Here is a 23940-nt window from a genome sequence, read left to right as displayed (position 1 = left end):
TCCTCCCCTTGCGGTGGGCCGGGTCAGCCGGGCCATGGCGGTACGCGTCATCGCCGACTGGCCAGGGAAAAGAAATGGGAAACGCAGATGCTCCGGGCTGTTCGCCGGAAAGGAAGGCCGGTCGGTTCGGGACGCGGCGCGCGCGTCGGGACCTCGGCTCGCGGACGGCCGTTATCGGCCGGAGCGCTCACACCCGGTTCGTTCGGGCACGCGGGGACACTCCGCCGTGATGCCGAACCGGTATGTGGTCATGGCACCGATTGTGTGATCTTCCAGGGTCCCTGTCAACCGGGCCGGACCGGCCGCGGGGTGAAAGGGAGCATGACGTCCCCCTCGGGCTGGACGACGCCGTAGCTGCTCTCGGGCACCTTGTTCCATACGCCGGGCAGATCGCCCAGGGGCTCCGAGACGATGAGGCGGGTCTCGTCGGACGCCTCCCGGAGGAAGGGCAGGTCCGGGTGGAGCGCGCGCAGGCTCTCCACCCGCGAGCTGTAGTAGAGGGACCGTGAGGCGCCCTGGCTGGAGTAGCGGAAGGCCCACAGCCGCCGTCCGTCGGTCACGGCGACCGTCATCTGCAGCGGGTACTGGACGCCGTGCTCATGACCGACCTCCTCCACCAGCCCCGCCATCCGTGCCACGGCCGCCGGAGGGTCCTCCTCCAGGCCGAACGTGAGCGCCAGGAAGAACATCATCTCCGAGTCCGTCGAACCCTCGATGTCCAGGAAGAGCCGAGGGTCGACGGCCAGCGCGAGTTCGCGCCGGACCCGGTGGAAGTCGGCGATCGCGCCGTTGTGCATCCACATCCAGCGGCCGTGGCGGAACGGGTGGCAGTTGGTCTGCTGCACCGGGCTGCCCGTGGAGGCCCGGATGTGAGCGAAGAACAGGGATGAGCGGACATGGCTCGCGATCTCCCGCAGATTGCGGTTGCTCCACGCCGGCCCGATCTCCCGGACGATCGCGGGGGTCGTCATCTCCGGGCCGAACCAGCCGACGCCGAACCCGTCCCCGTTCGTCGTCTCGACCCCCATCCGGGCGTGCAGGCTCTGGTCGATCAGAGAGTGCTCGGGCTTGTAGAGGATGGTCTCCAGCAGCACGGGCGTTCCCGAGTAGGCAAGCCATCGGCACATCGTCTGCCGCCTCCCTGGTCTTCGGCGCGCGCCGCGCGGGTCGCCCCGGACGTTCAGTCGACCGGCCAGGTGTGCACCGGGGCGTTGAGATGCATGTAGTCCATGTACTGCTGTGTCATCCGGCGCAGGGCCTCGTGACGGCCCGGATGGGCGCCGGCGTCGATGTGGTGGAACATCTCCTTCTGCCAGACGGCGCCGTTGCGCCCGGTGACGCACCGCTGCTCGATGATGCCGAGCAGCGGCTCCCGCCAGGCCGCGTCCATGCCGGAGAGCTCCAGTCCCCGGTGCGCCAGCGGCAGCAGCCGCCGCAGCACGAGCTCGGGCACGGTCACCTCGCCCATACCGGGCCAGTACAGCCGCGCATCGATACCGTGCCGGGCGGCGGTGTGCAGGTTGTCCTCGGCGACCGAGAAGGACATTCGCGACCACACCGGCCGCTCCTCCTCCACCAGGGCGCGGGTGAGCCCGTAGTAGAAGGCGCCGTTGGCGAGCGTGTCGGCGACGGTCGGACCGGCGGGCAGCACCCGGTTCTCCACCCGGACGTGCGGTTTGTCGTGGGCGACGGCGTACACGGGCCGGTTCCAGCGGTAGATGGTGCCGTTGTGGAGGGTGAGCTCACCCAGGTCGGGGATGTCGCCGCGGTCCAGCGTCTGGGCGGGGTCCTGCTCGTCGCACAGGGGCAGCAGTGCGGGGAAGTAGCGCAGGTTCTCCTCGAAGAGGTCGAAGACGCTGTTGATCCACCGCTCCCCGAACCACACCCGGGGCCGCACCCCCTGTGCCTTGATCTCCTGCGGCCGGGTGTCGGTGGCCTGCTCGAACAGCGGGATACGGCTCTCGTGCCACAGTTCCTTGCCGAGCAGGAAGGGCGAGTTGGCGGCGAGGGCCACCTGGACCCCGGCGATCGCCTGGGCCGCGTTCCAGTAGTCCGCGAACTCGTCGGGGGACACCTGGAGGTGGAACTGGGTGCTGGTGCAGGCGGCCTCCGGCATGATCGTGTCCGCGTAGGCCCGCAGCCGGTCGACGCCGTCCACCTCGATGTGCAGGTCCTCGCCCCGGGCCGCGAACACCTGGTCGTTGAGCAGCCGGTAGCGCGGGTTCTCCGACAGGGCGGCCTCGCCCACGTCCGCCTCGCGCAGCGTGGGCAGGATGCCGACCATGATCAGATGAGCGCCGATCGACTCGGCGCGGTCCTCCGCGTGGTTCAGGGCGGCGCGGATCTCGGTCTCCCAGGAGTCGGGGCCGCCCGCCGTCAGCCGGCGGGGCGGGATGTTGATCTCCAGGTTGAACCGGCCCAGCTCGGTGGCCCAGGCGGGGTCCGCGATCGCTTCGAGCGCGTCGCTGTTGCACATCGCCGGCTCGGCCTCGTCGTCGACCAGGTTCAGCTCGATCTCCAGCCCCACCTGGGGCCGCTCGGTCTCGAACCGTGACTCGCCCAGCATCTGCGCGAAGGCCTCGAGGCACTCCTGCATCTTGATCCGGTACCGGCGGCGGTCCTCGCGGGTGAAGACCAGCGCCGGGACGTCCCGTCCCATCGGTCCTCCCGGGGTCGCCTTCCTCCAACGCTCTCCACCCCAGCGTCGCACCACCTGGCGCCCCTCACCAGACGGGACGGGACGGGGCCCACCGCACCGTGTGCGATGGGCCCCGTCGGGTTCACGTCCTTGTGCGGCCGATCAGCTCTCAGAGCTTGCCGGACTCCCGCACCGTGATCTTGGCGGAGGTGCGGCCGGCCGGGGAGGAGCCGTAGCCCTCGATCTTGTCGACCACGCCCGTGCCCTCGACGACCTTGCCGAAGACGACGTGCTTGCCGTCCAGCCAGGGGGTGGGGACGGTGGTGACGAAGAACTGCGAGCCGTTGGTGTTCGGACCCGCGTTCGCCATGGACAGCAGGTACGGCTCGGTGTGCTTCAGCTGGAAGTTCTCGTCCGCGAACTTCTCGCCGTAGATGCTCTTGCCGCCGGTGCCGTCGCCCCGGGTGAAGTCACCGCCCTGGAGCATGAACTGCGGGATCACGCGGTGGAACGAGGAACCCGCGTAGCCGAAGCCGTGCTCGCCGGTGGACAGCTCGAGGAAGTTCTTGGCGGTCTTGGGGGTGACGTCCTCGAAGAGCTCGAAGACGATGCGGCCCGCATCCTGACCGTCGATGTCGATGTCGAAGTAAACCTTGGAATTGCTCATCGCACCATTGTGACCTGTGAGCCCTCGTGATGTCGCACCGGCCGTCCTTTCAGCGTGTGGCGAGCAGTCCGAGCGTGTCGATCACCCGGTTCGAGAAGCCCCACTCGTTGTCGTACCAGGCGACCACCTTGACGTGGCGGCCGTCGACGCGGGTCAGGGCCGAGTCGAAGATCGACGAGGCGGGGTTGCCCGTGATGTCCGAGGAGACCAGCGGGTCGTCCGAGTATTCGAGCACGCCGGCGAGGGGGCCCTCGGCGGCGGCGCGGTAGGCCGCCAGCACGTCGTCACGCGTCACGTCGCGGGCGACGGTCGTGTTGAGTTCGACGATCGAACCCACCGGTACCGGCACGCGGATCGAGTCGCCCGACAGCCTGCCGTCGAGGTTCGGCAGCACGAGGCCGATCGCCTTCGCGGCGCCCGTCGTGGTCGGCACGATGTTGACCCCGGCGGCGCGGGCCCGGCGGGGATCGCGGTGCGGACCGTCCTGCAGGTTCTGCTCCTGCGTGTAGGCGTGCACCGTCGTCATGAAGCCGTGCTCGATGCCGGCGAGCTCGTCGAGCACCGCGGCCAGCGGCGCGAGCGCGTTGGTCGTGCAGGACGCGTTCGAGACGATCGTGTGCGCGGCCGGGTCGTACGCGTCGTTGTTGACGCCGAACGCGAGGGTGACGTCGGCACCGTTCGACGGCGCGCTGACCAGGACCTTCTTCGCGCCCGCGGTGAGGTGGGCGCGGGCGGCGTCGGCCGAGGTGAAGCGGCCGGTGGCCTCCAGCACGATGTCGACGCCGAGCTCGGCCCACGGCAGCCGTGCGGGCTCGCGCTCGGCGAGGACCCTGATGCGGTGTCCGTCGACGACGAGGGTGTCCCCGTCGACGGTCACCGGCCGGCCGAGCCGGCCGGCCGTGGAGTCGTAGGCCAGCAGCCGGGCGAGGGTGGCGGGTTCGGTGAGGTCGTTCACGGCGACGATCTCGAGCTTGCTGTCGCGTTCGAGCAGCGCGCGCAGCACGTTGCGTCCGATGCGGCCGAATCCGTTGATGCCGATGCGAGTCATGAGGGATGCCCTTCCGTTGCGCCGTGCGGTGCCACCAGGTTCGCGCGCGGCGTCCGCCCGCGGCAGCGGCGTGAGTGCCACGGTTCGCAAGGTTCTCGCCAATCCGGGGACCGTGCGGAGGCGGCGGCTACCCGCCCTGGGCGAAGGTGCGCCGGTAATCGCTCGGTGTCGTGCCCAGGATGCGCTGGAAGTGCAGCCGCAGGTTCGCACCGGTGCCGAGACCGACGTCGGCGGCGATTTGCTCGACACTCCGCTCCGAGCGCTCCAGCAGCTCACGGGCCATGTCGATGCGGGCGCGCATGACCCACTGCATCGGTGTGTATCCCGTGTCCTCCACGAAGCGTCGCGAGAACGTGCGCGCCGACACCGCCGCGTGCCGGGCGAGTGTCTCCAGGGTGAGGGGCTCGCCGAGCCGGCGCAGCGCCCACTCGCGGGTGGCGGCGAACCGCTCGCCCAGCGGCTCCGGAACGCTGCGCGGCACGTACTGCGCCTGACCACCGCTGCGGTACGGGGCCGCGACCAGGCGACGGGCGGTGTGGTTCGACGCGGCCACCCCGAGGTCGCCGCGCAGGATGTGCAGGCACAGGTCGATGCCGGAGGCGGCGCCGGCGGAGGTCAGCACGCTGCCCTCGTCCACGAACAGCACGTTCTCGTCGACCCGCACGCGAGGATGCCTCGCCGCGAGCGCCCGCGTGTAGTGCCAGTGCGTCGTGGCGCGTCTGCCGTCGAGCAGGCCCGTGGCGGCGAGCGCGAAGGCGCCCGTGGAGATGGCGGCGAGCCTCGCGCCCCGGTCGTGGGCCGCCGTCAGCGCCTCGACGACGGTCCGCGGCGGATCGTCGAGGTCGGGGGACCGGTACCCGGGGAGGAAGACCACGTCGGCCCAGGCCAGCGCGTCGATGCCGTGGGCGACGTGGTACGACAGGCCGTCACCGCCGGTGACGAGGCCGGGCTCCGCGCCGCACACCCGTACCTCGTACGGCATGCTCGCCCGCGTCGTGAACACCTGCGCCGGGATACCGACGTCGAGCGGCTTGGCACCCTCGAGCACGAGGACGGCGACGCGACGCAGGGGGGAGGACGGCACGCGGGACAGCGTACGTGGGGACGCCGATCAGCTCAGGCCGAGGACCTTCATGGTGTGTTCGGCCATGCGCCGCTCGCCGAGGGCGTTGGGGTGGACGGGGACGAGGCTGTGGCCGAAGAGGAGCGGTTCGATCCACCGGGTTCCGACGGCCTCGCAGGCGTCGTGGCCCTCGGACACCTGTGAGAAGTCCACATAGGTCACCCCGGTCTCCTCGGCGGCACGCTCGACGACGGCGTTGAGGTGCGCCTGGATGCTCCGCAGGTAGGGCACGTCACCGGCGGCGATCGGCAGCTTCGCGAAGCAGGACGGATCGGCGGAGGCCGGCGTGATCCACGGGTAACCCAGGGCTGCCACGCGGGCGTTGGGAGCCTTGGCGCGCACGCTGCGCAGAGCGTTCTTGAGCGCCGGATAGGTGTTGGCGTCTATCTCGTCGTCGAAGGACGTGCCGTGTCTGTCCTTGCAGGGGCTGCCCTTGCCGCCGCTGAGGACGCCCGCGGAGCCGCAGGCCGTGATGGCGTTGATGAACGTGCTGTTGTCGTTGCCGCCGATGGTCAGCGTGACCAGGTCCGTGCCGGAGGTGAGGGCGTCCACCTGGGGAGCGACGCCCGGGTACTGGGCCTGCGTGAAGTGGGCGGTCTGGGCGGCGCCGCAGGTGACGTCCTTCAGACGGGCGCCCGTGGTGTCGGCGATGACGTGGGGGTAGTTCGCCGTGGAGCGCAGGCAGAGCAGGTTGGTGAGGTCGACGGGCAGGACACCCGAGCCGGCGCTGTAGCTGTCGCCGAGAGCGACGTAGTCCAGGGAGGGCGTGGCGTGCGCGGTGGCGTCGGTGAGACCGAGGGCCAGCGTGCCGACGGCGGCTACTGTCGCGGTCATGACACGGCGCAGGGCATGCTTCGGCATGGGCTCTCTCTTCTCGGGACCTGGGCGGGGGAGGGGTGCGGGAGTACGACCGGTGGTTACCGATCAGTTCTACTTTTAAGTAATGTGCACGTGCCCTGACTTTGCGTCAACGCTGTCGACGCAACTTCTTGCAGCGGATCGCCCGGAGTCGAACGAACTTCCGGACCCGTGGAGGGGGAGTCGGCCGGACGCGGAAAGACGTTGCCCACCCTCGAGGCGTGCGGTGAGGATATGCCGACAAGGCGAGATGATCATTGGCGCGGACGCGCTCCCGCCCTCGAACTCCTCCTGGAGGAACACCGTGCCCGACCCCGCGCCCCAGGTCCGCCCCGCGACCCACGACGACGTACCCGCCGCCGTACGGACGCTGGCCCGTGCCTTCGCGGACTACCCCTTCACCCGGCACGTGGTCGCGGCCGACGACCACCAAGAACGCGTGCGCCGCTTCCAGGAACTCTTCCTGGCGCGGGTCGCGATGGCGTACGGGCGTGCCTGGGTCACCGACGACCGACGGGCCGTCGCCGCGTGGACGACCCCGGACCGGGACCCGGGGCCGGCCTTCGCCGAGGTCGGGCCCTTGGTCGCCGAGCTGGCGGGCGACCGGGCGGTGGCACTGGAGTCCGCCGAGCGCGCGCTGGCGCCGCACCGGCCCGGTGAGCCGGTGTGGTTCCTCGCCGCGGTGGGGGTGGAGCCGCGGGCCCAGGGCGCCGGTCTGGGCACCGCGGTGCTCCGGCCCGGTCTGGAGGCCGCCGAGCGCGCGGGGTTCCCGGCCTTCCTGGAGACCTCGGACACGGGCAACGTGCGGTTCTACGAACGCCTCGGCTTCGAGGTGACGGCGGAGGTGAGCCTTCCGGACGACGGCCCGCGGACCTGGTGCATGCTCCGGAAGCCCGGCCGCTGACGGAGCGGGGCCGGCACCGTCCGCCGGCGAACGGCGTCTGGAGCCGGCACGGCTCCTGTCCGAGGCACGGGGAGACCTCCGCGCCCTGCCCGACGGTGAGTGGGAGGCGGAGTCCGACCTGCGGCCGCGGGCGAGGGAGACGGCCGTTGCCCCGCTGGACGCGGCGGCGACGGGAACCCGGGCTGTTCTAAGGTGACTACCGTCAGTTCACACGACCGCGGACCCGTGAGGTACTCACCAGCCATGTCGACCGAAACGTTTGAGTTCCAGGTAGAGGCGCGTCAGCTCCTGCAGCTGATGATTCACTCCGTCTACTCGAACAAGGATGTCTTCCTGCGCGAACTCGTCTCCAACGCCTCGGACGCGCTGGACAAGCTGCGCCTGGCCGCCCTGCGGGACGACGCTCCCGATGTCGACGTGACCGACCTCCACATCGAACTCGACGTCGACAAGGAGGCCCGCACCCTCACCGTGCGGGACAACGGCATCGGGATGTCCTACGACGAGGTCACACACCTCATCGGCACCATCGCCAACTCGGGTACGGCCAAGTTCCTGCAGGAGCTGCGTGAGGCCAAGGACGCCGCCGGGGCCGACGGGCTCATCGGACAGTTCGGTGTCGGCTTCTACTCCGGCTTCATGGTGGCGGACGAGGTCACCCTGGTGACCCGCCGCGCCGGTGAGACGAAGGGCACCCGCTGGACGTCGCGCGGTGAGGGCACGTACACCCTGGAGACGGTCGACGAGGTGCCGCAGGGGACCTCCGTCACCCTCCACCTCAAGCCGGCGGACTCCGAGAACCAGCTCCACGACTACACCTCCGAGTGGAAGATCAAGGAGATCGTCAAGCGCTACTCGGACTTCATCACCTGGCCGGTCCGCCTGCTGCCGGAGCCGGCCGAGGACGGCGCCGAGGCGGCCGAGGCCGAGACGCTCAACTCGATGAAGGCACTGTGGGCACGTCCCCGCGACGAGGTGTCCGACGACGAGTACCACGAGCTGTACAAGCACATCGCCCACGACTGGCGCGAACCGCTGGAGACGATCCGGCTGCAGGCGGAGGGCACCTTCGAGTACCAGGCCCTGCTCTTCGTGCCCTCGCACGCCCCGCACGACCTGTTCACCCAGGGATACCAGCGCGGCGTACAGCTCTATGTGAAGCGCGTCTTCATCATGGACGACTGCGAGGAACTGCTGCCGCCGTACCTCCGCTTCGTCAAGGGCGTCGTCGACGCGCAGGACCTCTCGCTCAACGTCTCCCGCGAGATCCTCCAGCAGGACCGCCACATCCGCATGATCCAGCGCCGCCTGACGAAGAAGGTCCTGGCCACGGTCAAGGACCTGATGGCGTCCGCGCCGGACCGCTACGCCACCTTCTGGCGGGAGTTCGGCGCCGTCCTCAAGGAAGGACTGGTGACCGACTCCGACAACCGCGACGCGATCCTCGCCGCCTCCTCCTTCGCGAGCACGCACGACGCCGACGAGCCGACCACGCTGAAGAGCTACGTGGAGCGGATGAAGGACGGCCAGGACGCCGTCTACTTCATGACGGGCGAGTCCCGGCAGTCCATCGAGAACTCCCCGCACATGGAGGCCTTCCGGGCCAAGGGTGTCGAGGTCCTGCTGCTCACCGACGCCGTCGACGAGGTGTGGGTCGACGCGGTGGGGGAGTACGAGGGCAAGCCCCTGCGCTCGGTGGCCAAGGGCGAGATCGACCTCGGCGGCGCCGAGGACGAGAAGACCGACGCCGAGAAGGACAAGCAGGGCGAGGAGTACGCCGGCCTGCTCGGCTGGATGACGGAGCACCTGGGCGAGGACGTCAAGGAGGTCCGCCTCTCCTCGCGCCTCACGGTCTCGCCGGCCTGTGTCGTCTCCGACGCGAACGAACTCACGCCCGCGCTGGAGAACATGTACCGGGCGATGGGCCAGGAGGTGCCCCACGCCAAGCGGATCCTCGAACTCAACCCGGAGCACCAGCTGGTGAAGTCCCTCAACCGGGCCTACACCGGGCAGCAGGACCGGACGGAGCTCACCGAGACCGCCGAACTGCTCCACGCCCTGGCGGTACTCGCCGAGGGAGGCCGGCCGCAGGAGCCGGCCCGCTTCGTGAAGCTGGTCGCCGACCGCCTGGAGCGCACGCTGTAACCACGCCGGTCCGTGCCGGGCCCGCCCCGAACGCCACGAGATCGTGGCGTTCGGGGAACGGGGCTACGGCAGGAACCCCGGCAGGGGCAGGCCGGTGGTGATCGAACGCGCACGCCGCAGGCGCGTGCGACGGTCGGCCGCTGACCCGTGAGGAACGGAGGGCGGCGTCGCCCGGGAGGCGCTCCGGGACGCCCCCTGTCCACCTCGCCATCCGCATGGCGAGACAGCCTGGCGTGCGGAGCGCCGCATTCCGTATATTCGCACGCATGTATGCATCGGCTCCGCTGCTGTGCCTCGCGCTCTTCGCGAACTCGGCGTGGTGCGTCGACGACGGCCTCTGTCGCCGCTGACCCCCACACCGGCCGCGTCATCCATGCCGCCGGTCCGTCAGCGCCACCGCCCGCCGTCCCCGCGCACCACCCCGGAGATCTTCCGTGACCACCGCGCCCCCAGCCGGGTCGACCCCGGCCGCGCCGCCGCGCGCGCCCGCCGCCCTGTTCTCCCCGTCCCCGACCTCCTCGGCACGGCCCGAGGCGCCGCCCCTGCCCCCGGTGCGGCGGACGCCACTCGCGGTGTCCGGCCTGCTCGCCGTGGCCCTGACCGCCTACGTGTGGTCCGCGCACGGCGCCAAACCGGGCGTACTGCTCCTGCTCGGCCTCGGCCTGGGCGTCGCCCTCTTCCACTCCCGGTTCGGCTTCACGTCCGCCTGGCGGCAGCTGGTCGCCGTCGGCAACGGAGCCGGGCTGCGGGCACACGCCCTGCTGCTCGGCACCACGGCCACCCTGTTCGCGCTGCTCATCGGCACGGGCACCGGACTCTTCGGCTCCCAGCCGGCCCCGTCCGCCGGGTCGATCGGGGTCGGTCTTCTCGCCGGCTCGGTGCTCTTCGCGATCGGCATGCAGCTCGGCGGCGCCTGCGCCTCGGGCACCCTCTTCGCCGTCGGCTCGGGACAGGGGTCGGTGGTGCTGACCCTCGGCGGCTTCATCGCGGGCGCCACCCTCGCCGCCTGGCAGTTCGACCTGTGGAAGGACCTCCCGGCCTGGGAACCCGTCGTCATGTCCGACCACATCGGATGGCTCGGCTCCTGGGCCGTGACCATCCTCGCGCTGCTCCTCGTGGTGCTGGTCACGCGGCGCGTCCAGGCCCGCCGCAACCCGCCGCCCCTCGGGGCCGTGCCCTCGGCGCGCGGTGCGGCCGTCCGGGCGCTGCGCGGCTCCTGGCCGCTGGCCGCCGGCGCCCTCGCGCTGGCCGTGCTCGGCGCGGGCGTCCTGCTGGTCTCCGGCGGCGCCTGGGGCGTCACGAGCGCCTTCAGCCTGTGGGGCTCGGAGCTCGTGGGCGCGCTCGGCGGCCACCCGGAGAACTGGACGTGGTGGCAGCGGCCGGGCAACGCGGAGATGCTGGCGGGCCCGGTACTCGCCGACAAGACCAGCCTCACCGACATCGGCATCATGATCGGCGCGGCTCTCGCGGCCGCGGTCGGCGGCACCTGGGCCCTGCACCGGCGCATCCCCTGGCGCACGGCGCTCGCGGCGGTCCTCGGCGGCGTGCTGATGGGCATCGGCGCCCGCCTGGCAGGCGGCTGCAACATCGGCGCCTATCTGGCGGGCATCGCCTCGGGCAGCCTCAGCGGCTGGCTGTGGGGAGCCTTCGCGCTGGCCGGTACCTGGGTGGGCCTCAAGCTGCGTCCCCTGTTCGGCCTGGGCAACCCCAAGCCGGGCGACGGCGTCTGCTGACACCCGAGCCGGGCGACGCCGATCACCGGAACAGGGGGTGCCCGTGCGGCACAGGGGTCAGGTTTGTGCCGCACGGGCGGCTACGGGGCGCGCCGCTCCGTGGTGGTGACGCGGGCGATGGCCTCCAGGGTGAGTGCCCTGCCGTGGGGCTCACGGGCCAGCGCACGGTGCAGCGTCAGACCCTCGATGAGGGCGTCGAGCTGGCGGGCGGTGTCCGGGTCGAAGTGCTTCTCCAGGTGGACACGGCTGCGGCGCATCCACTCGTGGGTGAGCTCCCGGTAGGCCGGCTGGCGCGCGGCGAGGGTGTACAGCTCCTGGGTGAGCACCAGGTCCCGCCGGCTTCCCTCGGACAGGAGGTGTACGAGGTCGGCCACCGCTTCCCGGGCCTGCTCGCGGTCGGCCGCCGCGCCGAGGTGGGCGTCGAACACGGCGACGATGTGGTCGGTGAAGCGGCCGAACGCCTCCCGCAGCAACTGGTCGATGCCGCTGAAGTGGTAGGTCATCGAGCCCAGGGGGACCCCGGCGCGGGTGGCGATCTTCCGGTGGGAGACGCGCGCGATGCCCTCCTCGGCGATCAGGTCGAGTGTGGCGGCGATGATGCGTTCGCGCCGCTGCGGATCCGTGTGTCCCGTTGCCATGGGAGCAGGCTTACACCTTCCGCACCGGGCGGGCCGGGTTGCCGACGGCGACGACGCCCGCGGGCACGTCCTTCGTCACGACCGCTCCGGCGCCGATGACGGAGTTGTCGCCGATGGTCACGCCGGGCAGGACGACGGCGCCACCGCCCAGCCAGACGTTGTCACCGATGGTGATGGGCCGGGCGGCCTCCAGCTTGTCCCGCCGGGGCTCGGCCTCCAGGGGATGCGTGGGGGTGAGCAGCTGGACGCCCGGCCCGATCTGGCAGTCCTCGCCGATGGTGATCGCCGCGACGTCCAGCGCGGTCAGGTTGTAGTTGACGAAGGTGCGCGCGCCGATCGTGATGTTGCTGCCGTAGTCGACGTACAGCGGTGGCCGCACGTGCGCCTCGGCGCCCAGAGAGCCGAGCAGTTCGGCGAGGATCGGCTGCGCGGCCGCCGCGTCCTCCACATAGGCGGCCTGGTAGCGGGCGGCCAGCCGCACGGCCTGCTGCTGCCTGCGGGCGATCTCGGGATCGTCGGCGATGTAGAGGTCGCCCGCCTCCATGCGTTCGAGGTTCGTGCGAGGGTCCTGCGCGAAGTAGTCCGTCGGCATGCGCACGATCGTACCCCTGAGGCGTACGAACGTACACTCCTGGGTGGCGTGTCGCCTGGGGAACGCCCCGCCCGGTGGCTGCGCTCAGCGCCGGCGGGACTGGAGCACACCGGAGCACGCGAGGACGAGAACCCCCGCGAGCGGCACCACCAGCAGCCCCGCCCGCAGGCTCGCCGCGTCGGCGACCAGCCCCACGATCGGCGGGGAGAGCAGGAAGCCCAGCCGCATGAGCCAGGAGACCATGGTCAGCCCCGACCCGGGCTTCAGGCCGGGCAACTCGTCGGCCTCGTGCATCGCCGCCGGAACCAGGGTCGCCACCCCGAATCCGGCCGCCGCGAACCCGAGGATCGTCCCGGGCACCGTGGGCACGGCCAGCGCCAGGCCCATGCCGGCCGCGGCGACGAGAGCGCCGGAGCGGGCCACCGCGCGCTGGCCGAACCGGTCCACCAGCCGGTCACCGATGAGCCGGCCGACGAACTGGGCCCCGACCAGGGCGACATAGCCGGAGGCGGCCAGCGCGACCGACGCGTGCAGTGAGTCGGAGAGGTAGAGGGTGGCCCAGGAGCTCCCCGCGTCCTCGACGAGCGTGCCGGCCGTGGCGATGAGGACCAGCGCGGCGAGTACGTAGCCCGTACGCGCCCCCGGCGCCGCACGCCGGGCCTGCCGCGGCGCGTGGCCCTCGGCGCCGGCCTGCTCCTCCGGTTCGGCCTCGGGACCGGGCAGACAGAACCGCAGGGCGACGCACGCCGCGACCGCGAACACCACAGCGGAGAACAGCAGGTGCCCGCCCCGGGAGATGTCGAGCGCGATCGCGGCGGCGGCCATGGACCCGCCGGCGACGGCGCCGATGGACCAGATGGCGTGGAAGGAGTTGATGATGGAGCGTCCGTAGCGGCGCTGTACCCGCAGACCGTGGGCGTTCTGCGCGACGTCGGTGAAGGCGTCCGCCGCTCCGGCCAGCAGCAGGGCGCCCGCGAACAGCACCACCGAGTCGGCCAGGCCGGCGGCGAGGATGCCCACTCCGGTCAGCAGCGTGCCACCGACCGCCACCCGCGCCGAGCCGAACCGGCGGACGACCAGGCCGGCCGCGAGCCCGGCCGCGATGGCGCCCGCCGGGAACGCCGCCACGGCCAGCCCGTAGGCGGCGTTGCCGATACCGAGGTCCGCCTTGATCTGCGGATACCTCGGCAGAAGGTTGGCGAACAGGGCCCCGTTGGTGAAGAACAGCACGGCGACGGCCACGCGAGCCCGCCGTTCGGCCAGGGTGGGCCGGCGCAGAACGTCAACAGTCATGCGCGGAGACTACAGGCGCAAGCGTACGAACGTACACTCGTGACAAACCGGTGTACCGCGAGCTCCGAAGCGGCGATCATGGGGCCGAGTCACCACACGCGATCCTCGAGGAGCCGCCCGACATGCCCGTGCCCGCAGACCCGACGGTGCTCCGTCCGATGCCCGGGCAGCCGAGGGTGGTGCTCCTCAAGCCGCTGGTGACCTCGCCGCTGATCGAGGTGGGGGAGTACTCGTACTACGACGACCCGGACGACGCGACGGCGTTCGAGACGCGCAACGTGCTCTACCACTACGGCCCGGAGAGGCTCGTGATCGGCAGGTTCTGCGCGCTGGGGACCGGCACCCGGTTCATCATGAACGGCGCCAATCACCGTATGGACGGCCCCTCGACCTTCCCGTTCCCCACGATGGGCGGCTCCTGGGCCGAGCACTTCGACCTGCTCGCCGGCCTGCCGAACCGGGGCGACACCGTCGTCGGCAACGACGTCTGGTTCGGGCACGGCGCGACGGTCATGCCCGGCGTACGGATCGGACACGGCGCGATCGCCGGCGCGGGCTTCGTGGTCACCCGGGACGTGCCCGACCACGGGATCGTCGGCGGCGATCCCGCCCGTCTCATCCGCACCCGTTTCGGCGACGGGGACATCGCCCGGCTGCTCGCGGTGGCCTGGTGGGACCGGCCGGCCGACCACATCACCCAGCATGTGCGGACCATCATGTCGGGCACCGTCGCCGACCTCGAAGCGGCCGCCCCACCTCGTTAAACTGGCGCTCGCCGTAACGCACAGCGCACTGAGGAGCCCCGGATGCCGGCACACGACCCGTCCGTCTCCGACGATGCGTCCGGGGCGAGAGGGGCGCCGGCGGTGCCGGTCCGGCAGGTGCTGTCCGACAGCGTCTACGAGGACATCAAGGCCATGGTCATGGACCATGAGATCGCCCCCGGCGCCCGCGTCGGCATCGAGGCCCTGGCCCGCACGCTCAACGTCTCACCGACCCCCGTGCGCGAGGCCCTGGCCCGGCTGGAGTCCGACGGTCTCGTCGTCAAGCGCTCCCTGTCCGGGTACCGGGCCACCGAGTTGCTGACCCGGCGGGGGGTGGAGGAACTGTTCGAGATGCGGCTGCTCCTCGAACCGCGAGCCGCCGCCCTGGCCGCCCGCAACGCCGACGAGTCACAGCTCGACGCGGTCGAGGCGATCCTGGAGGACATGCAGGCCCACCCCGGCCCCGCCGGACCGTACGCCGCCTACCGGGACTTCGCCGCTCAGGACCAGCGATTCCACGACGCGGTCGCCGAGGCCGCCCATCGGCCCCTGCTCGCGGACGCGGTGGAGCGGCTCCACTCCCATCTGCACATCTTCCGCCTCAGCAACCTCCAGAGCGACGGTGCCCCGACCCTCGCGGAGCACGAGCGCGTGGTGCGCGCGATCCTGCGCCGCAGGGCCGAACGCGCCGCCGAGGCGATGGCGGACCACCTCACCCGGAGCCTGGAGCGCCGGCTCAGCCGGCTCGGGCCGGGCTGACTCCGGCCGGGCCGACACGGCGTCGGCCACCCGCCGTGGACGCCGGTGCCGGTCGCCCGGTCATGCGCTGACGCGGTAGACCCGCCGGGCGGTGCCCGACCACACCTCGTCACGCTCGGGCTCGGTGAGCGAGCCGGTCAACTCCCGGGTGGCGGCGAGGACATCGCCGTAGCGGGCGGCGAGGGTGCTCACCGGCCAGTCGGAGCCGAACATGAGCCGCCGGGGACCGAAGGCGTCGAGCACCGTGTCGGCGTACGGCCTGAGGTCGTCGACCGTCCACGACCGCCGGTCCGCCTCGGTGACCATGCCGGAGAGCTTGCAGACCGTGTTCGGCAGGGCGGCCAGCGCACGCACATGGCGGGCCCACGGTTCCCGGCGACCCGACGCGATCGGTGGTTTGCCCAGGTGGTCGAGGACGAAGGTGAGTCCGGGGACGGCGGCTGCCGCCCGCGTCGCCGACGGCAACTGGTGCGGGAGGACGACGAGGTCGTGGACGAGTCCGGCCGCCGCGACCGCGCGCAACCCGCGCAGCACCTCGGGCCGGGTCAGCCAGTCCGGGTCCGGCTCCGCCTGGACCTGGTGCCGGATGCCGCGCAGGAAGCCGCCGCCGGGCAACGAGCGCAGCCGCGCCAGTTCGTCGGCGACCCCGGCTGACGTCAGATCGGTCCAGCCGACGACCGCGCCGACCACCTCGCTGTCCGCGGCCAGCGCCAGCAGCTCCGGGGTCTCCTCGGCCACGGTGACCGTCTGCACGAGCACCGACGCCACCACCCCCGCCTCGCGGGCCTCGGTCTCGAAATCCGCGAGGAGGAACGAGCGGCGCAACGGGGCGAGTTCCGGACCGGTGATCCACTCCTGGTCGCGTACACCGAGGTCCCAGACGTGGTGGTGGGCGTCGACGACACTCATGACACCGCCCCGGCCGGGACCGGCACCTCACCCGGCAACAGTCCCCGCGCCCGCAGGCCCTCCCACACGGAGTCGGGGAAAGGCCGGCGGAACTGCTCGGCCGCGTCCCGGACCTGGGCGGCCGACCGAGCCCCGACCAGGACGGAGGCGACCGCCGGGTGTCCGAAGGGGAAGCGCAGCGCGGCCGCGCGCAGCGGCACGCCCTCCGACTCGGCGACGTCGCGCATCCGAACGGCCCGGTGCAGCAGGTCCGGGGGTGCCGCCGCGTAGTCGTAGGTGGCGCCCGGCGAGGGGTCGGCCAGCAGGCCGGAGTTGAACACTCCGCCGACGATCACGCTCTTGCCGGCCGCCGCCGCGGAGGGCAGCAAGCCGTCCAGCGCGCCCTGTTCGAGGAGGGTGTAGCGCCCCGCGCAGAGCACGGCGTCCACGTCCGTGTCCGTCAGGAAGCGTGTCAGCATCCGCGTCCGGTTCATTCCCGCGCCGATCGCCCGTACGACTCCCTGCGCCCGCAGCTCCTCGAGGGCCGGATAGGCCTCCCGGAACGCCTGCTCCTCGTGGTCGTCCGGATCGTGCAGCAGGACGAGGTCGACGTGGTCGAGCCCGAGGCGGGTGAGGCTGTCCTCCAGCGAGCGGCGTACACCGTCGGCGCTGAAGTCCCACCGCCGCCGGTGGGTGGCCGGCACGGCGAAACCGTGGGCCAGGTCGTCACCGCCGCCCTCGTGCGGGACGAGTATCCGTCCCACCTTGGTGGACAGGGTGAAGGTGTCGCGGGGCCTGGCCCCGAGGGCCTCGCCCAGTCTGCGCTCCGACAGGCCGAGGCCGTAGTGCGGGGCGGTGTCGAAGTAGCGGACGCCCGCTTCCCAGGCGGCGTCCACGGCGGCCGCGGCCTCCTCCTCGCCCACGTCCTCGTAGAGACCGCCGACGGCCGCTGCGCCGAAGCCGAGGGCGGTGACGGGCACGCCGCTGCGGCCGAGGACGCGGCTCGGCAGCGCCGCGTCACCGCTCCCGTCCGGCCGCGTCACCGTCCCTCCGGCCGTAGCCGCAGGCCCTGCATCCCGCCGTCCACCGCGAGCGCGGTGCCGGTGACGGAGGCGGCGGCCGGACTCGCCAGATACACGATGGCTGCGGCGACCTCCTCGGCGGTGACCAGCCGGCCCATGGGCTGCCGGGCGTCCAGCGCCGCCCGCTCGGCGACCGGGTCCGCCGCCCGGTCGAGGAGTCGGCCGACCCAGGGCGTGTCCGCCGTACCGGGGTTGACACAGTTGACGCGGATGCCCTCCCGGACGTGGTCCGCCGCCATGGCCAGGGTCAGGGACAGGACCGCGCCCTTGCTCGCGCTGTACAGGGCGCGCTGCGGGAGCCCGGCCGTGGCCGCGATCGAGCAGGTGTTGACGACCGCGGCGTGCGCGGAGGCGCGCAAATGGGGGAGGGCCGCGCGCGTGGTGCGGACCATACCGAGGACGTTGACGTCCAGGACCCGGTGCCACTCGGCGTCGTCGTTGTCCTCGACCGTTCCCACCGCGCCGATGCCGGCGTTGTTGACCAGGATGTCGAGGCCCCCCAGCTCCTCGGCGGCGGCGGCGACGGCGAACCGTACGGAGGCGTCGTCGGACACGTCCGCACGGTACCCGCGCAGGGGTTCGCCCGCAGCCGGCGGACCGAGGCCGAGCGGGTCGGAGTCGAGCGAGTCGAGGTCGAGCGGATCGAGGCCGAGCGGATCGAGGTCCAGTACGGCGACGTCCGCGCCGCGGGCGGCCAGCAGACCGGCGGTGGCCCTGCCGATGCCGGACGCGCCGCCGGTCACCAGGGCTCTGAATCCGGAGAGTTCGCTCATCGGTCCGTCTCCTTTTGGGGTTGGGCGAGGCCGGCGGCGTCGGTGACCCAGAAGGCGCCGCCCGGATAGTGATACGCCGCGATCGACGCGGCGTGCATCTCCGAGGAGAAGCCGGGCGCCGTGGGAGCCACGTAGTGCCCGTTCACGAGGGTCACGGGGTCCTTGAAGTGCTCGTGCAGATGGTCCACGTACTCGATCACGCGGTCCTCGGTCGTACCGGTCAGTGCCACGTAGTCGAACATCGACAGATGGCGCACCAGCTCGCACAGGCCGACGCCGCCGGCGTGCGGGCAGACCGGGACGCCGTACTTGGCGGCGAGGAGCAGGATCGCCAGGTTCTCGTTGACCCCGCCCACCCGTGCCGCGTCGATCTGCAGTACGTCGATCGCCTCCGCCTGGAGGAGTTGCTTGAAGACGACGCGGTTGTGGACGTGCTCACCGGTGGCGACCTTGACCGGGGCCACCCCCCTGCGTACGGTCGCGTGCCCGAGGATGTCGTCCGGGCTGGTGGGCTCCTCGATCCAGTACGGGGCGTACTCGGCCAGCGCGTTGGTCCACTCGACGGCCTCGGCGACGTTCCAGCGCTGGTTGGCGTCGAGGGCGATCCGGACACCGGGGCCGACGGCCGCGCGCGCCGCGCGCATCCTGCGGACGTCGTCGGCGAGATCGGCGCCGACCTTCAGCTTGATCTGGGTGAAGCCGTCCGCGACCGCCCGCTCGGCGAGCCGGACCACCTTGTCGTCACAGTAGCCGAGCCAGCCGGGAGAGGTGGTGTACGCCGGGTAGCCGCTCGCCAGGAGCCGGGACTCGCGCCCGGCGGCGCCGTCCTTGCCCTTTCGGAGCAGGGCCACGGCCTCCTCGCGGGTGAGGGCGTCCTCGATGTAGCGGAAGTCCACCTGGTCCGCGAGCCATTCCGGTTCGGCGTCGGAGAGGAGCCTCCACACGGGTTTGCCCGCGCGCTTGGCCGCCAGGTCCCACACCGCGTTGACGACGGCACCGATCGCCATGTGCATCACGCCCTTCTCCGGGCCGAGCCACCGCAGCTGGCTGTCACCGACCAGGGCCCGGGAGAGCGAACCGGGATCGGCGCACACCGCCTCGGCGGACAGACCCACGACGTGATCGCGCAGCGCGGCGATGGCCGCGGCCTGCACGTCGTTGCCGCGCCCGATGGTGAAGGCGAACGCGTGGCCCTCCAGTCCGTCGCCCGCGTCGGTCCGCAGGATCACATACGCGGCCGAGTAGTCGGGATCGGGATTCATCGCGTCGGAGCCGTCGAGCTCGCGCGAGGTGGGAAAACGGATGTCGATCACGTCGACTTCGGTGATGCGCGCCGCGGTCATGGTCGCTTCCCCATTGGAATCAAATAGGATTCTGCCGCCCTGATGGTGTGACAGGTGGGATCGCCTCGTCAAGAGGGCGGCAGATCCCATAGGATTCTTCGAAGTCGGAGGTCGGTGTCGCGCCGGCTCAGTCGAGGAGGCCGGCGACGAGTATGGCGAACTCGTCCGGCGTGGCGAGGCGGATGCCGAGCTCTTCGGCCTTGGCCCGCTTGGAACCGGCCCCCTCGCCCGCGACGACGAGCGTCGTCTTCTTCGAGACGCTGGAGGAGGAGCGCCCGCCGGCCCGCTCGATGAGTTCGTTCATCTCGTTGCGCGAGAGCTTCTCCAGACTTCCGGTCATCGCACCGGTGACCACCACCCGCATCCCCGCCAGCGGGCCGCCCTGTGCCGGCGCCGCGGCCGCACCTTCCCCTTCGCCCGAGGCTTCGCCTTCGCCTTCGCCTTCGCCGTCGGCGCCGGCGGCCGGGGGCGCGGTGGCGCCGGGCTCCGTCATGTTGACACCGGCGGCGGCGAGCTTGTCGATGAGCGGGGCCAGTTCGGCGATCTCCGCGACGATCGAGGGCGCCTTCTCCGACCCGATGCCGTCGACCTGCCGCATCGCGTCGGCGTCGGCGGCGCGGATGTGGTCCATGGTGGCGAAGTACCGGGCGATGCGCCGGGACATGGACCGGCCCGTGCCCCGGACGCCGAGCGCGCACAGCACCCGTGACAGCGGCTGCTCCTTGGCCTTGGCGATCGCGTCGAGCAGGTTGTCGGTGCTGGTCTCACCCATCCGCTCGAGGCCGAGCAGTTCCTCGCGCCGGAGGGTGAACAGATCGGCGAGGTCGGCGGTGAGACCGGCTTCGACGAGCTGGACGACACGGGTGGTGCCCAGGCCCTCGATGTCCAACTGGTCGCGGCCCGCGGCGTAGGCGAGAGAGGCGACCAGATGGCAGTTGCGGCCCTGTGCGCAGCGCCAGCGCTCCTCGCTCGTGTCGATGTCCGAACCGCAGCGCGGGCACAGCTCGGGGAACGTGATCGGCCGCTCCTCACCCGTGCGCAGGTGGGCGACCGGTGCCTCGACGCGGGGGATGACGTCACCGGCGCGGTGCACCATGACGTGGTCGCCCAGGCGCAGACCGCGACGGGTGATGTCGGCCGGGTTGTGCAGGGTGGCGTAGGTGATCGTGGAGCCGTCGATGACCACCGGTTCCAGGACGCCGCGCGGGGCGATGATGCCGGTGCGGCCGACGTTCCACTCCACCTCCAGCAGCCGGGTGATCTTCTCCACGGCAGGCAGCTTGTAGGCGATCGCCCACCGTGGCGCCCGGGAGCCCGATCCGGCGGCCCGCCGGTCGGCGGCGAGGTCGGCCTTGACGACGATCCCGTCGATGCCGAACGGCAGTTGAGCACGCAGCGCGGCGATCTCCCGGACCCGGGCCACCACCTGTTCCGGCGTCTGGACGACGACGTCCGGGACCGCCGTCCCGGCGCTGGTGTGCACACCGAGCCCGGCCGCCGTCGCCATCAGGTCGCTGTGCGCGAGCTCCTCCAGGCGCCCGGCGAGCGTGGCCTCCGTCTCGGGCAGGGGCAGCATGCCGTACCCGAAGAACGTCATCGGGACCGTGTAGGCGCGCTCCTTCGCCCGCAGCGTGCCCGCCGCGGCGTTGCGCGGGTTGGCGAACGGCTGGCCGCCATGGCCTGTGCGCACCTCGTTGGCGTGCTCGAACTGGGCCGTCGTCATGAGGATCTCGCCGCGCACCTCCACGGTGACCGGCTCGGCCAGCGTCTCGGGCAGTCCCTCGACGGTGCCGATGGCATGCGACACGTCCTCCCCGGCCGTGCCGTCCCCGCGTGTGATCAGCCGGGTGAGGCGGCCACCGCTGTAGCGGGCGGCGACCGCGAGCCCGTCCAGCTTGGGACCCACGGAGAACCGGGTGACTTCCCGGTCCAGCCGACGGGCCAGGGACGCCGTCCAGGCGGTGAACTCCTCGGGTGAGAACACGTTGTCGAGGCTGAGCATCGGCACCATATGCGGGACGTCGCCCTCGGCCGCACCGCCGGCGACCTTCCCGGTGGGGGAGTCGGGCAGCACCTCGTCGGGGTGCTCGGCCTCCCACGCGGCGATACCTCTCGCCAGCCGGTCGTAGGTGTCGTCGTCCAGTGGCGAGGAGCCGCCCGCGTAATAGGCGGCCGCCGCACGCGCGGCATCCTCGACCGCCTGTGCGTAGGCGGCGGCGTCCACGATCACTGCTGCGGGAGTCGTCATGGGGGGCATCATGCCGCCCACCACTGACAATCGGCCCGGCCACCGCCCGCCGCATCGTGAGACGGCCCTTCGCGGGGGAATGGAGGGAAGAAGCGCTTCGTTGACATCTGTCATGCCCGCATCTTCCGCACGGCCCGCAGCATCCCGCATGCCGCTCGCCGTCTACATTCTCGGCCTCTCCGTCTTCGCGCTCGGCACGAGCGAGTTCATGCTCTCCGGACTGCTGCCGCCCATCGCCGACGACATGGACGTGTCCATCCCGCAAGCCGGGCTGCTGATATCCGCGTTCGCGATCGGCATGGTGGTCGGCGCGCCCCTGCTCGCGGTCGCGACCCTGCGGCTGCCGCGGAAGATCACGCTGGTCGCGCTGATCTCGGTGTTCGGCCTCGGCCAGATCGCGGGCGCGCTGGCGACCACGTACGAGATCCTCTTCGTCTCACGGGTCGTGAGCGCCCTGGCGTGTGCCGGTTTCTGGGCGGTGGGTGCCGCCGTGGCCATCGCGATGGTGCCGAAGACCTCGCGCGCCCGCGCGATGGCCGTGATGATCGGCGGACTGTCGATCGCCAACGTCCTGGGTGTCCCGGTGGGCGCGTTCCTCGGTGAGCACCTCGGATGGCGGTCCGCGTTCTGGGCCGTGGGGGCGGCGTCCGCCGTCGCGCTCGTGGGTGTCGTGACCCTGATCCCGCGGATTCCGCTGCCCGAGCGGCGGCCCCGGCTGAAGAGCGAGCTGGCGATCTACCGCGACCGTCAGGTCTGGTTGTCCGTCGTGATGACCGCGCTCGCCGCCGGTGGCGTGTTCTGCGCCTTCTCGTACCTCGCGCCGCTGCTCACCGATGTGGCCGGACTGGCCGACGGCTGGGTGCCCGGCGTGCTGGCGCTGTTCGGTATCGGCGCGCTGATCGGCACCACGGTCGGCGGCCGGGTCGCCGACGCGCACCTGTTCGGCGTGCTGCTCTCCGGCATCACCGCCTCGACCGTGCTGCTGGCCGCTCTGGCGCTGTTCGCGTCGAGCCCCGCCGCCGTGATCGTCCTTTCCCTGCTGCTCGGTGTCTCCGCCTTCTACACCGCGCCGGCGCTCAACGCGCGGATGTTCAACGTCGCCGGCGTCGCGCCCACCCTCGCGGGCGCGACGACGACCGCCGCGTTCAACCTGGGCAACACCGGCGGCCCTTGGCTCGGCGGCACGGTGATCGACGCGGGCCTCGGCTACACCGCCACGGCCTGGGCGGGCGGAGCGATGACCCTGGTCGCGATCGCGTTCGCCGCCGTCTCGCTGCGGCTGCACAGCCGGTCGCGCATCGTGATGGGCGGCCTGGCCACCGAGCCCGCCGGCGCGGAAGGCGGCCTGGCCACCGAGCCCGCCGGCGCGGAAGGCGGCCTGGCCACCGAGCCCGCCGGCGCGGATCAGACCCAGCGGGTGTGACGCGTACCGGAGCGCGGACGCGGCACTCGTCGTCATCGGCCCGGCGCCCGCCGGGACGCTTTCCCGGCGCCTGGGTTCACACCTTGCCGATGCCGAGCGTGGTCTCGCGGGGCAGCAGTCCGGAGCCGAGCACATCCAGCCAGACCGGTCCGAGAAGCTCGGCGAGCCGCGCGGTGTCCTCGGCGCCGAGTGCCTGCCAGGGCGCGGCGGCCAGTTCGTCGGTGCGGCGCTCGACCTCGGCCCGCAGGGCGCGGCCGGCCTCGGTCGCGGTGCCGTCGGCCGCCAGGAGTCCCCGGCTCCGGAGCCGTTCGCCGGCGGCAGCCCACTCGTGCTCGCTCCAGCCGCGGCTCGCGAAGACGCCGGCCGGTGCCGCGCCGACCGCGGCGAAGGACACCAGTGCCTCCACCGGGTCGAGACCCGCGGTCAGGAGAGCGGCGAGATGACCGTCGCCGCGGTGCTCGCGCAGGATCGTCGCGGCCTGCCACAGCACGAGGTGCGGCTCCCGGGGCCAGGGCAGCGCGGCGTTGGCGGCGGCGAGTGGGCGGCCCTCGGTGGGCGCGGCCTGTGCCGCCCGGCGGGCGAGTGCGGCGGCCTCCCTGATGTCGGGGCCGCCCGTCCGCTCACCGATGAGCGCGCCGTACGCCCGGTCGACACCGCGCGTACGGGCCTCGATCACCTTGTCCGGTGCGGCGGTCTCCCAGGCGCCGGGAACGTGCTCGGCGACCAGGCCCGGGCTGAAGCTGTAGAACGCGGAGGTCACCCGACGGCATCCGGGCGCCCCGAGCGGAGCCGCCCGCCAGGCGAAGTAGCTCGGCCAGCGCTCGCCGGTGTCGTAGCCGAGCGACTCGGCCTCCTCGAAGACCTGCGGCGCGTAGTAGACGACGGCGTGCAGGGGCTCCAGAAGGTGCCACATCTGCCGAACACGTCCGTGGTCGATACCCGTGATGTCCATGACTCTTCTCTTCTCGCGACCCTCACATCTTGTCAGTGACCAGATTGGCATTCGGGGCCGAGTCTAGTC

General features: G+C 71.9%; 21 protein-coding genes. 6 read left to right on the top strand and 15 right to left on the bottom strand.

Annotated features, from left to right (window positions below; all coding sequences use genetic code 11):
- Positions 1–284 precede the first annotated feature (284 nt).
- The 6 genes from QC283_RS19800 to QC283_RS19775 form a co-directional block, all read right to left on the bottom strand.
- A complete protein-coding gene (locus QC283_RS19800) occupies positions 285–1127 on the bottom strand; it encodes a class II glutamine amidotransferase (protein WP_279562902.1) in 843 nt (280 codons plus the stop codon).
- A gap of 53 nt (positions 1128–1180) precedes the next feature.
- Positions 1181–2659 carry a glutamate-cysteine ligase family protein gene (locus QC283_RS19795; RefSeq protein ID WP_279562901.1) on the bottom strand — a complete coding sequence of 493 codons (1479 nt, stop codon included), beginning with the start codon at positions 2657–2659 and terminating at the stop codon, positions 1181–1183.
- A 148-nt stretch (positions 2660–2807) separates the two neighbouring features.
- Positions 2808–3305 carry a peptidylprolyl isomerase gene (locus QC283_RS19790; protein WP_279562900.1) on the bottom strand — a complete coding sequence of 166 codons (498 nt, stop codon included), beginning with the start codon at positions 3303–3305 and terminating at the stop codon, positions 2808–2810.
- Positions 3306–3354: 49 nt separating this feature from the next.
- Entirely contained in the window at positions 3355–4353 is a 999-nt protein-coding gene (gene gap, locus QC283_RS19785) for a type I glyceraldehyde-3-phosphate dehydrogenase (protein WP_279562899.1), read from the bottom strand.
- Between the two features lie 127 nt (positions 4354–4480).
- A complete protein-coding gene (locus tag QC283_RS19780) occupies positions 4481–5437 on the bottom strand; it encodes a GlxA family transcriptional regulator (RefSeq protein WP_279562898.1) in 957 nt (318 codons plus the stop codon).
- A gap of 27 nt (positions 5438–5464) precedes the next feature.
- A complete protein-coding gene (locus tag QC283_RS19775) occupies positions 5465–6337 on the bottom strand; it encodes an SGNH/GDSL hydrolase family protein (RefSeq protein WP_279562897.1) in 873 nt (290 codons plus the stop codon).
- A gap of 301 nt (positions 6338–6638) precedes the next feature.
- Between QC283_RS19775 and QC283_RS19770 the strand changes: the two genes are divergently transcribed.
- From QC283_RS19770 to QC283_RS19760, 3 genes are all read left to right on the top strand, one after another.
- The gene (locus tag QC283_RS19770) at positions 6639–7238 is read left to right on the top strand and encodes a GNAT family N-acetyltransferase (RefSeq protein ID WP_279562896.1); all 600 of its coding nucleotides are present in this window, start codon (positions 6639–6641) and stop codon (positions 7236–7238) included.
- 243 nt (positions 7239–7481) lie between these two features.
- Positions 7482–9383 carry a molecular chaperone HtpG gene (gene htpG / locus QC283_RS19765; RefSeq protein ID WP_279562895.1) on the top strand — a complete coding sequence of 634 codons (1902 nt, stop codon included), beginning with the start codon at positions 7482–7484 and terminating at the stop codon, positions 9381–9383.
- A 434-nt stretch (positions 9384–9817) separates the two neighbouring features.
- Entirely contained in the window at positions 9818–11116 is a 1299-nt protein-coding gene (locus QC283_RS19760) for a YeeE/YedE family protein (RefSeq protein WP_279562894.1), read from the top strand.
- 80 nt (positions 11117–11196) lie between these two features.
- Here QC283_RS19760 and QC283_RS19755 read toward each other — a convergent pair whose 3' ends face one another.
- From QC283_RS19755 to QC283_RS19745, 3 genes are all read right to left on the bottom strand, one after another.
- Positions 11197–11754, bottom strand: a complete 558-nt coding sequence (locus QC283_RS19755; RefSeq protein WP_279562893.1) for a TetR/AcrR family transcriptional regulator — start codon at positions 11752–11754, stop codon at positions 11197–11199.
- Positions 11755–11764: 10 nt separating this feature from the next.
- The gene (locus tag QC283_RS19750) at positions 11765–12346 is read right to left on the bottom strand and encodes a sugar O-acetyltransferase (protein WP_279562892.1); all 582 of its coding nucleotides are present in this window, start codon (positions 12344–12346) and stop codon (positions 11765–11767) included.
- Positions 12347–12430: 84 nt separating this feature from the next.
- Positions 12431–13639, bottom strand: a complete 1209-nt coding sequence (locus QC283_RS19745) for an MFS transporter (RefSeq protein WP_279562891.1) — start codon at positions 13637–13639, stop codon at positions 12431–12433.
- A gap of 122 nt (positions 13640–13761) precedes the next feature.
- Between QC283_RS19745 and QC283_RS19740 the strand changes: the two genes are divergently transcribed.
- Positions 13762–14403 carry a CatB-related O-acetyltransferase gene (locus QC283_RS19740; RefSeq protein ID WP_279562890.1) on the top strand — a complete coding sequence of 214 codons (642 nt, stop codon included), beginning with the start codon at positions 13762–13764 and terminating at the stop codon, positions 14401–14403.
- Between the two features lie 42 nt (positions 14404–14445).
- A complete protein-coding gene (locus QC283_RS19735; protein WP_279562889.1) occupies positions 14446–15162 on the top strand; it encodes a GntR family transcriptional regulator in 717 nt (238 codons plus the stop codon).
- A gap of 60 nt (positions 15163–15222) precedes the next feature.
- Here QC283_RS19735 and QC283_RS19730 read toward each other — a convergent pair whose 3' ends face one another.
- From QC283_RS19730 to ligA, 5 genes are all read right to left on the bottom strand, one after another.
- Positions 15223–16071 carry an amidohydrolase family protein gene (locus QC283_RS19730; RefSeq protein WP_279562888.1) on the bottom strand — a complete coding sequence of 283 codons (849 nt, stop codon included), beginning with the start codon at positions 16069–16071 and terminating at the stop codon, positions 15223–15225.
- Entirely contained in the window at positions 16068–17060 is a 993-nt protein-coding gene (locus tag QC283_RS19725; protein ID WP_279562978.1) for an aldo/keto reductase, read from the bottom strand. The genes QC283_RS19730 and QC283_RS19725 overlap by 4 nt, the downstream gene beginning before the upstream one ends.
- Positions 17061–17089: 29 nt before the next feature.
- Positions 17090–17905 carry an SDR family NAD(P)-dependent oxidoreductase gene (locus tag QC283_RS19720; protein WP_279562887.1) on the bottom strand — a complete coding sequence of 272 codons (816 nt, stop codon included), beginning with the start codon at positions 17903–17905 and terminating at the stop codon, positions 17090–17092.
- Entirely contained in the window at positions 17902–19248 is a 1347-nt protein-coding gene (locus tag QC283_RS19715) for an enolase C-terminal domain-like protein (RefSeq protein ID WP_279562886.1), read from the bottom strand. The genes QC283_RS19720 and QC283_RS19715 overlap by 4 nt, the downstream gene beginning before the upstream one ends.
- A 127-nt stretch (positions 19249–19375) precedes the next feature.
- Entirely contained in the window at positions 19376–21496 is a 2121-nt protein-coding gene (gene ligA, locus QC283_RS19710) for an NAD-dependent DNA ligase LigA (protein WP_279562885.1), read from the bottom strand.
- A gap of 148 nt (positions 21497–21644) precedes the next feature.
- Between ligA and QC283_RS19705 the strand changes: the two genes are divergently transcribed.
- Positions 21645–22919 (top strand): Cmx/CmrA family chloramphenicol efflux MFS transporter, encoded by a 1275-nt coding sequence (locus QC283_RS19705; RefSeq protein ID WP_279562977.1) that lies wholly within the window; start codon positions 21645–21647, stop codon positions 22917–22919.
- A gap of 76 nt (positions 22920–22995) precedes the next feature.
- On the opposite strand, the gene QC283_RS19700 is transcribed toward QC283_RS19705, so the two are convergent.
- Positions 22996–23871 carry an SCO6745 family protein gene (locus tag QC283_RS19700; protein ID WP_279562884.1) on the bottom strand — a complete coding sequence of 292 codons (876 nt, stop codon included), beginning with the start codon at positions 23869–23871 and terminating at the stop codon, positions 22996–22998.
- Between the last annotated feature and the right edge of the window lie 69 nt (positions 23872–23940).

The organism is Streptomyces sp. DH41 (genome assembly GCF_029813785.1).
Lineage (GTDB): Bacteria > Actinomycetota > Actinomycetes > Streptomycetales > Streptomycetaceae > Streptomyces.
The sequence above is the reverse complement of the archived record's forward strand: the minus strand, read 5'-3'. Positions and strand labels throughout refer to the sequence as shown.

Excerpts from the sequence above, each read along its gene's own strand:
- QC283_RS19800 (WP_279562902.1), bottom strand. The coding sequence starts at position 1,127 with ATGTGCCGATGGCTTGCCTACTCGGGAACGCCCGTGCTGCTGGAGACC.
- QC283_RS19795 (WP_279562901.1), bottom strand. The coding sequence starts at position 2,659 with ATGGGACGGGACGTCCCGGCGCTGGTCTTCACCCGCGAGGACCGCCGC.
- QC283_RS19790 (WP_279562900.1), bottom strand. The coding sequence starts at position 3,305 with ATGAGCAATTCCAAGGTTTACTTCGACATCGACATCGACGGTCAGGAT.
- gap (WP_279562899.1), bottom strand. The coding sequence starts at position 4,353 with ATGACTCGCATCGGCATCAACGGATTCGGCCGCATCGGACGCAACGTG.
- QC283_RS19775 (WP_279562897.1), bottom strand. The coding sequence starts at position 6,337 with ATGCCGAAGCATGCCCTGCGCCGTGTCATGACCGCGACAGTAGCCGCC.
- htpG (WP_279562895.1), top strand. The coding sequence starts at position 7,482 with ATGTCGACCGAAACGTTTGAGTTCCAGGTAGAGGCGCGTCAGCTCCTG.
- QC283_RS19755 (WP_279562893.1), bottom strand. The coding sequence starts at position 11,754 with ATGGCAACGGGACACACGGATCCGCAGCGGCGCGAACGCATCATCGCC.
- QC283_RS19750 (WP_279562892.1), bottom strand. The coding sequence starts at position 12,346 with ATGCCGACGGACTACTTCGCGCAGGACCCTCGCACGAACCTCGAACGC.
- QC283_RS19745 (WP_279562891.1), bottom strand. The coding sequence starts at position 13,639 with ATGACTGTTGACGTTCTGCGCCGGCCCACCCTGGCCGAACGGCGGGCT.
- QC283_RS19740 (WP_279562890.1), top strand. The coding sequence starts at position 13,762 with ATGCCCGTGCCCGCAGACCCGACGGTGCTCCGTCCGATGCCCGGGCAG.
- QC283_RS19735 (WP_279562889.1), top strand. The coding sequence starts at position 14,446 with ATGCCGGCACACGACCCGTCCGTCTCCGACGATGCGTCCGGGGCGAGA.
- QC283_RS19730 (WP_279562888.1), bottom strand. The coding sequence starts at position 16,071 with ATGAGTGTCGTCGACGCCCACCACCACGTCTGGGACCTCGGTGTACGC.
- QC283_RS19720 (WP_279562887.1), bottom strand. The coding sequence starts at position 17,905 with ATGAGCGAACTCTCCGGATTCAGAGCCCTGGTGACCGGCGGCGCGTCC.
- QC283_RS19715 (WP_279562886.1), bottom strand. The coding sequence starts at position 19,248 with ATGACCGCGGCGCGCATCACCGAAGTCGACGTGATCGACATCCGTTTT.
- ligA (WP_279562885.1), bottom strand. The coding sequence starts at position 21,496 with ATGACGACTCCCGCAGCAGTGATCGTGGACGCCGCCGCCTACGCACAG.
- QC283_RS19705 (WP_279562977.1), top strand. The coding sequence starts at position 21,645 with ATGCCGCTCGCCGTCTACATTCTCGGCCTCTCCGTCTTCGCGCTCGGC.
- QC283_RS19700 (WP_279562884.1), bottom strand. The coding sequence starts at position 23,871 with ATGGACATCACGGGTATCGACCACGGACGTGTTCGGCAGATGTGGCAC.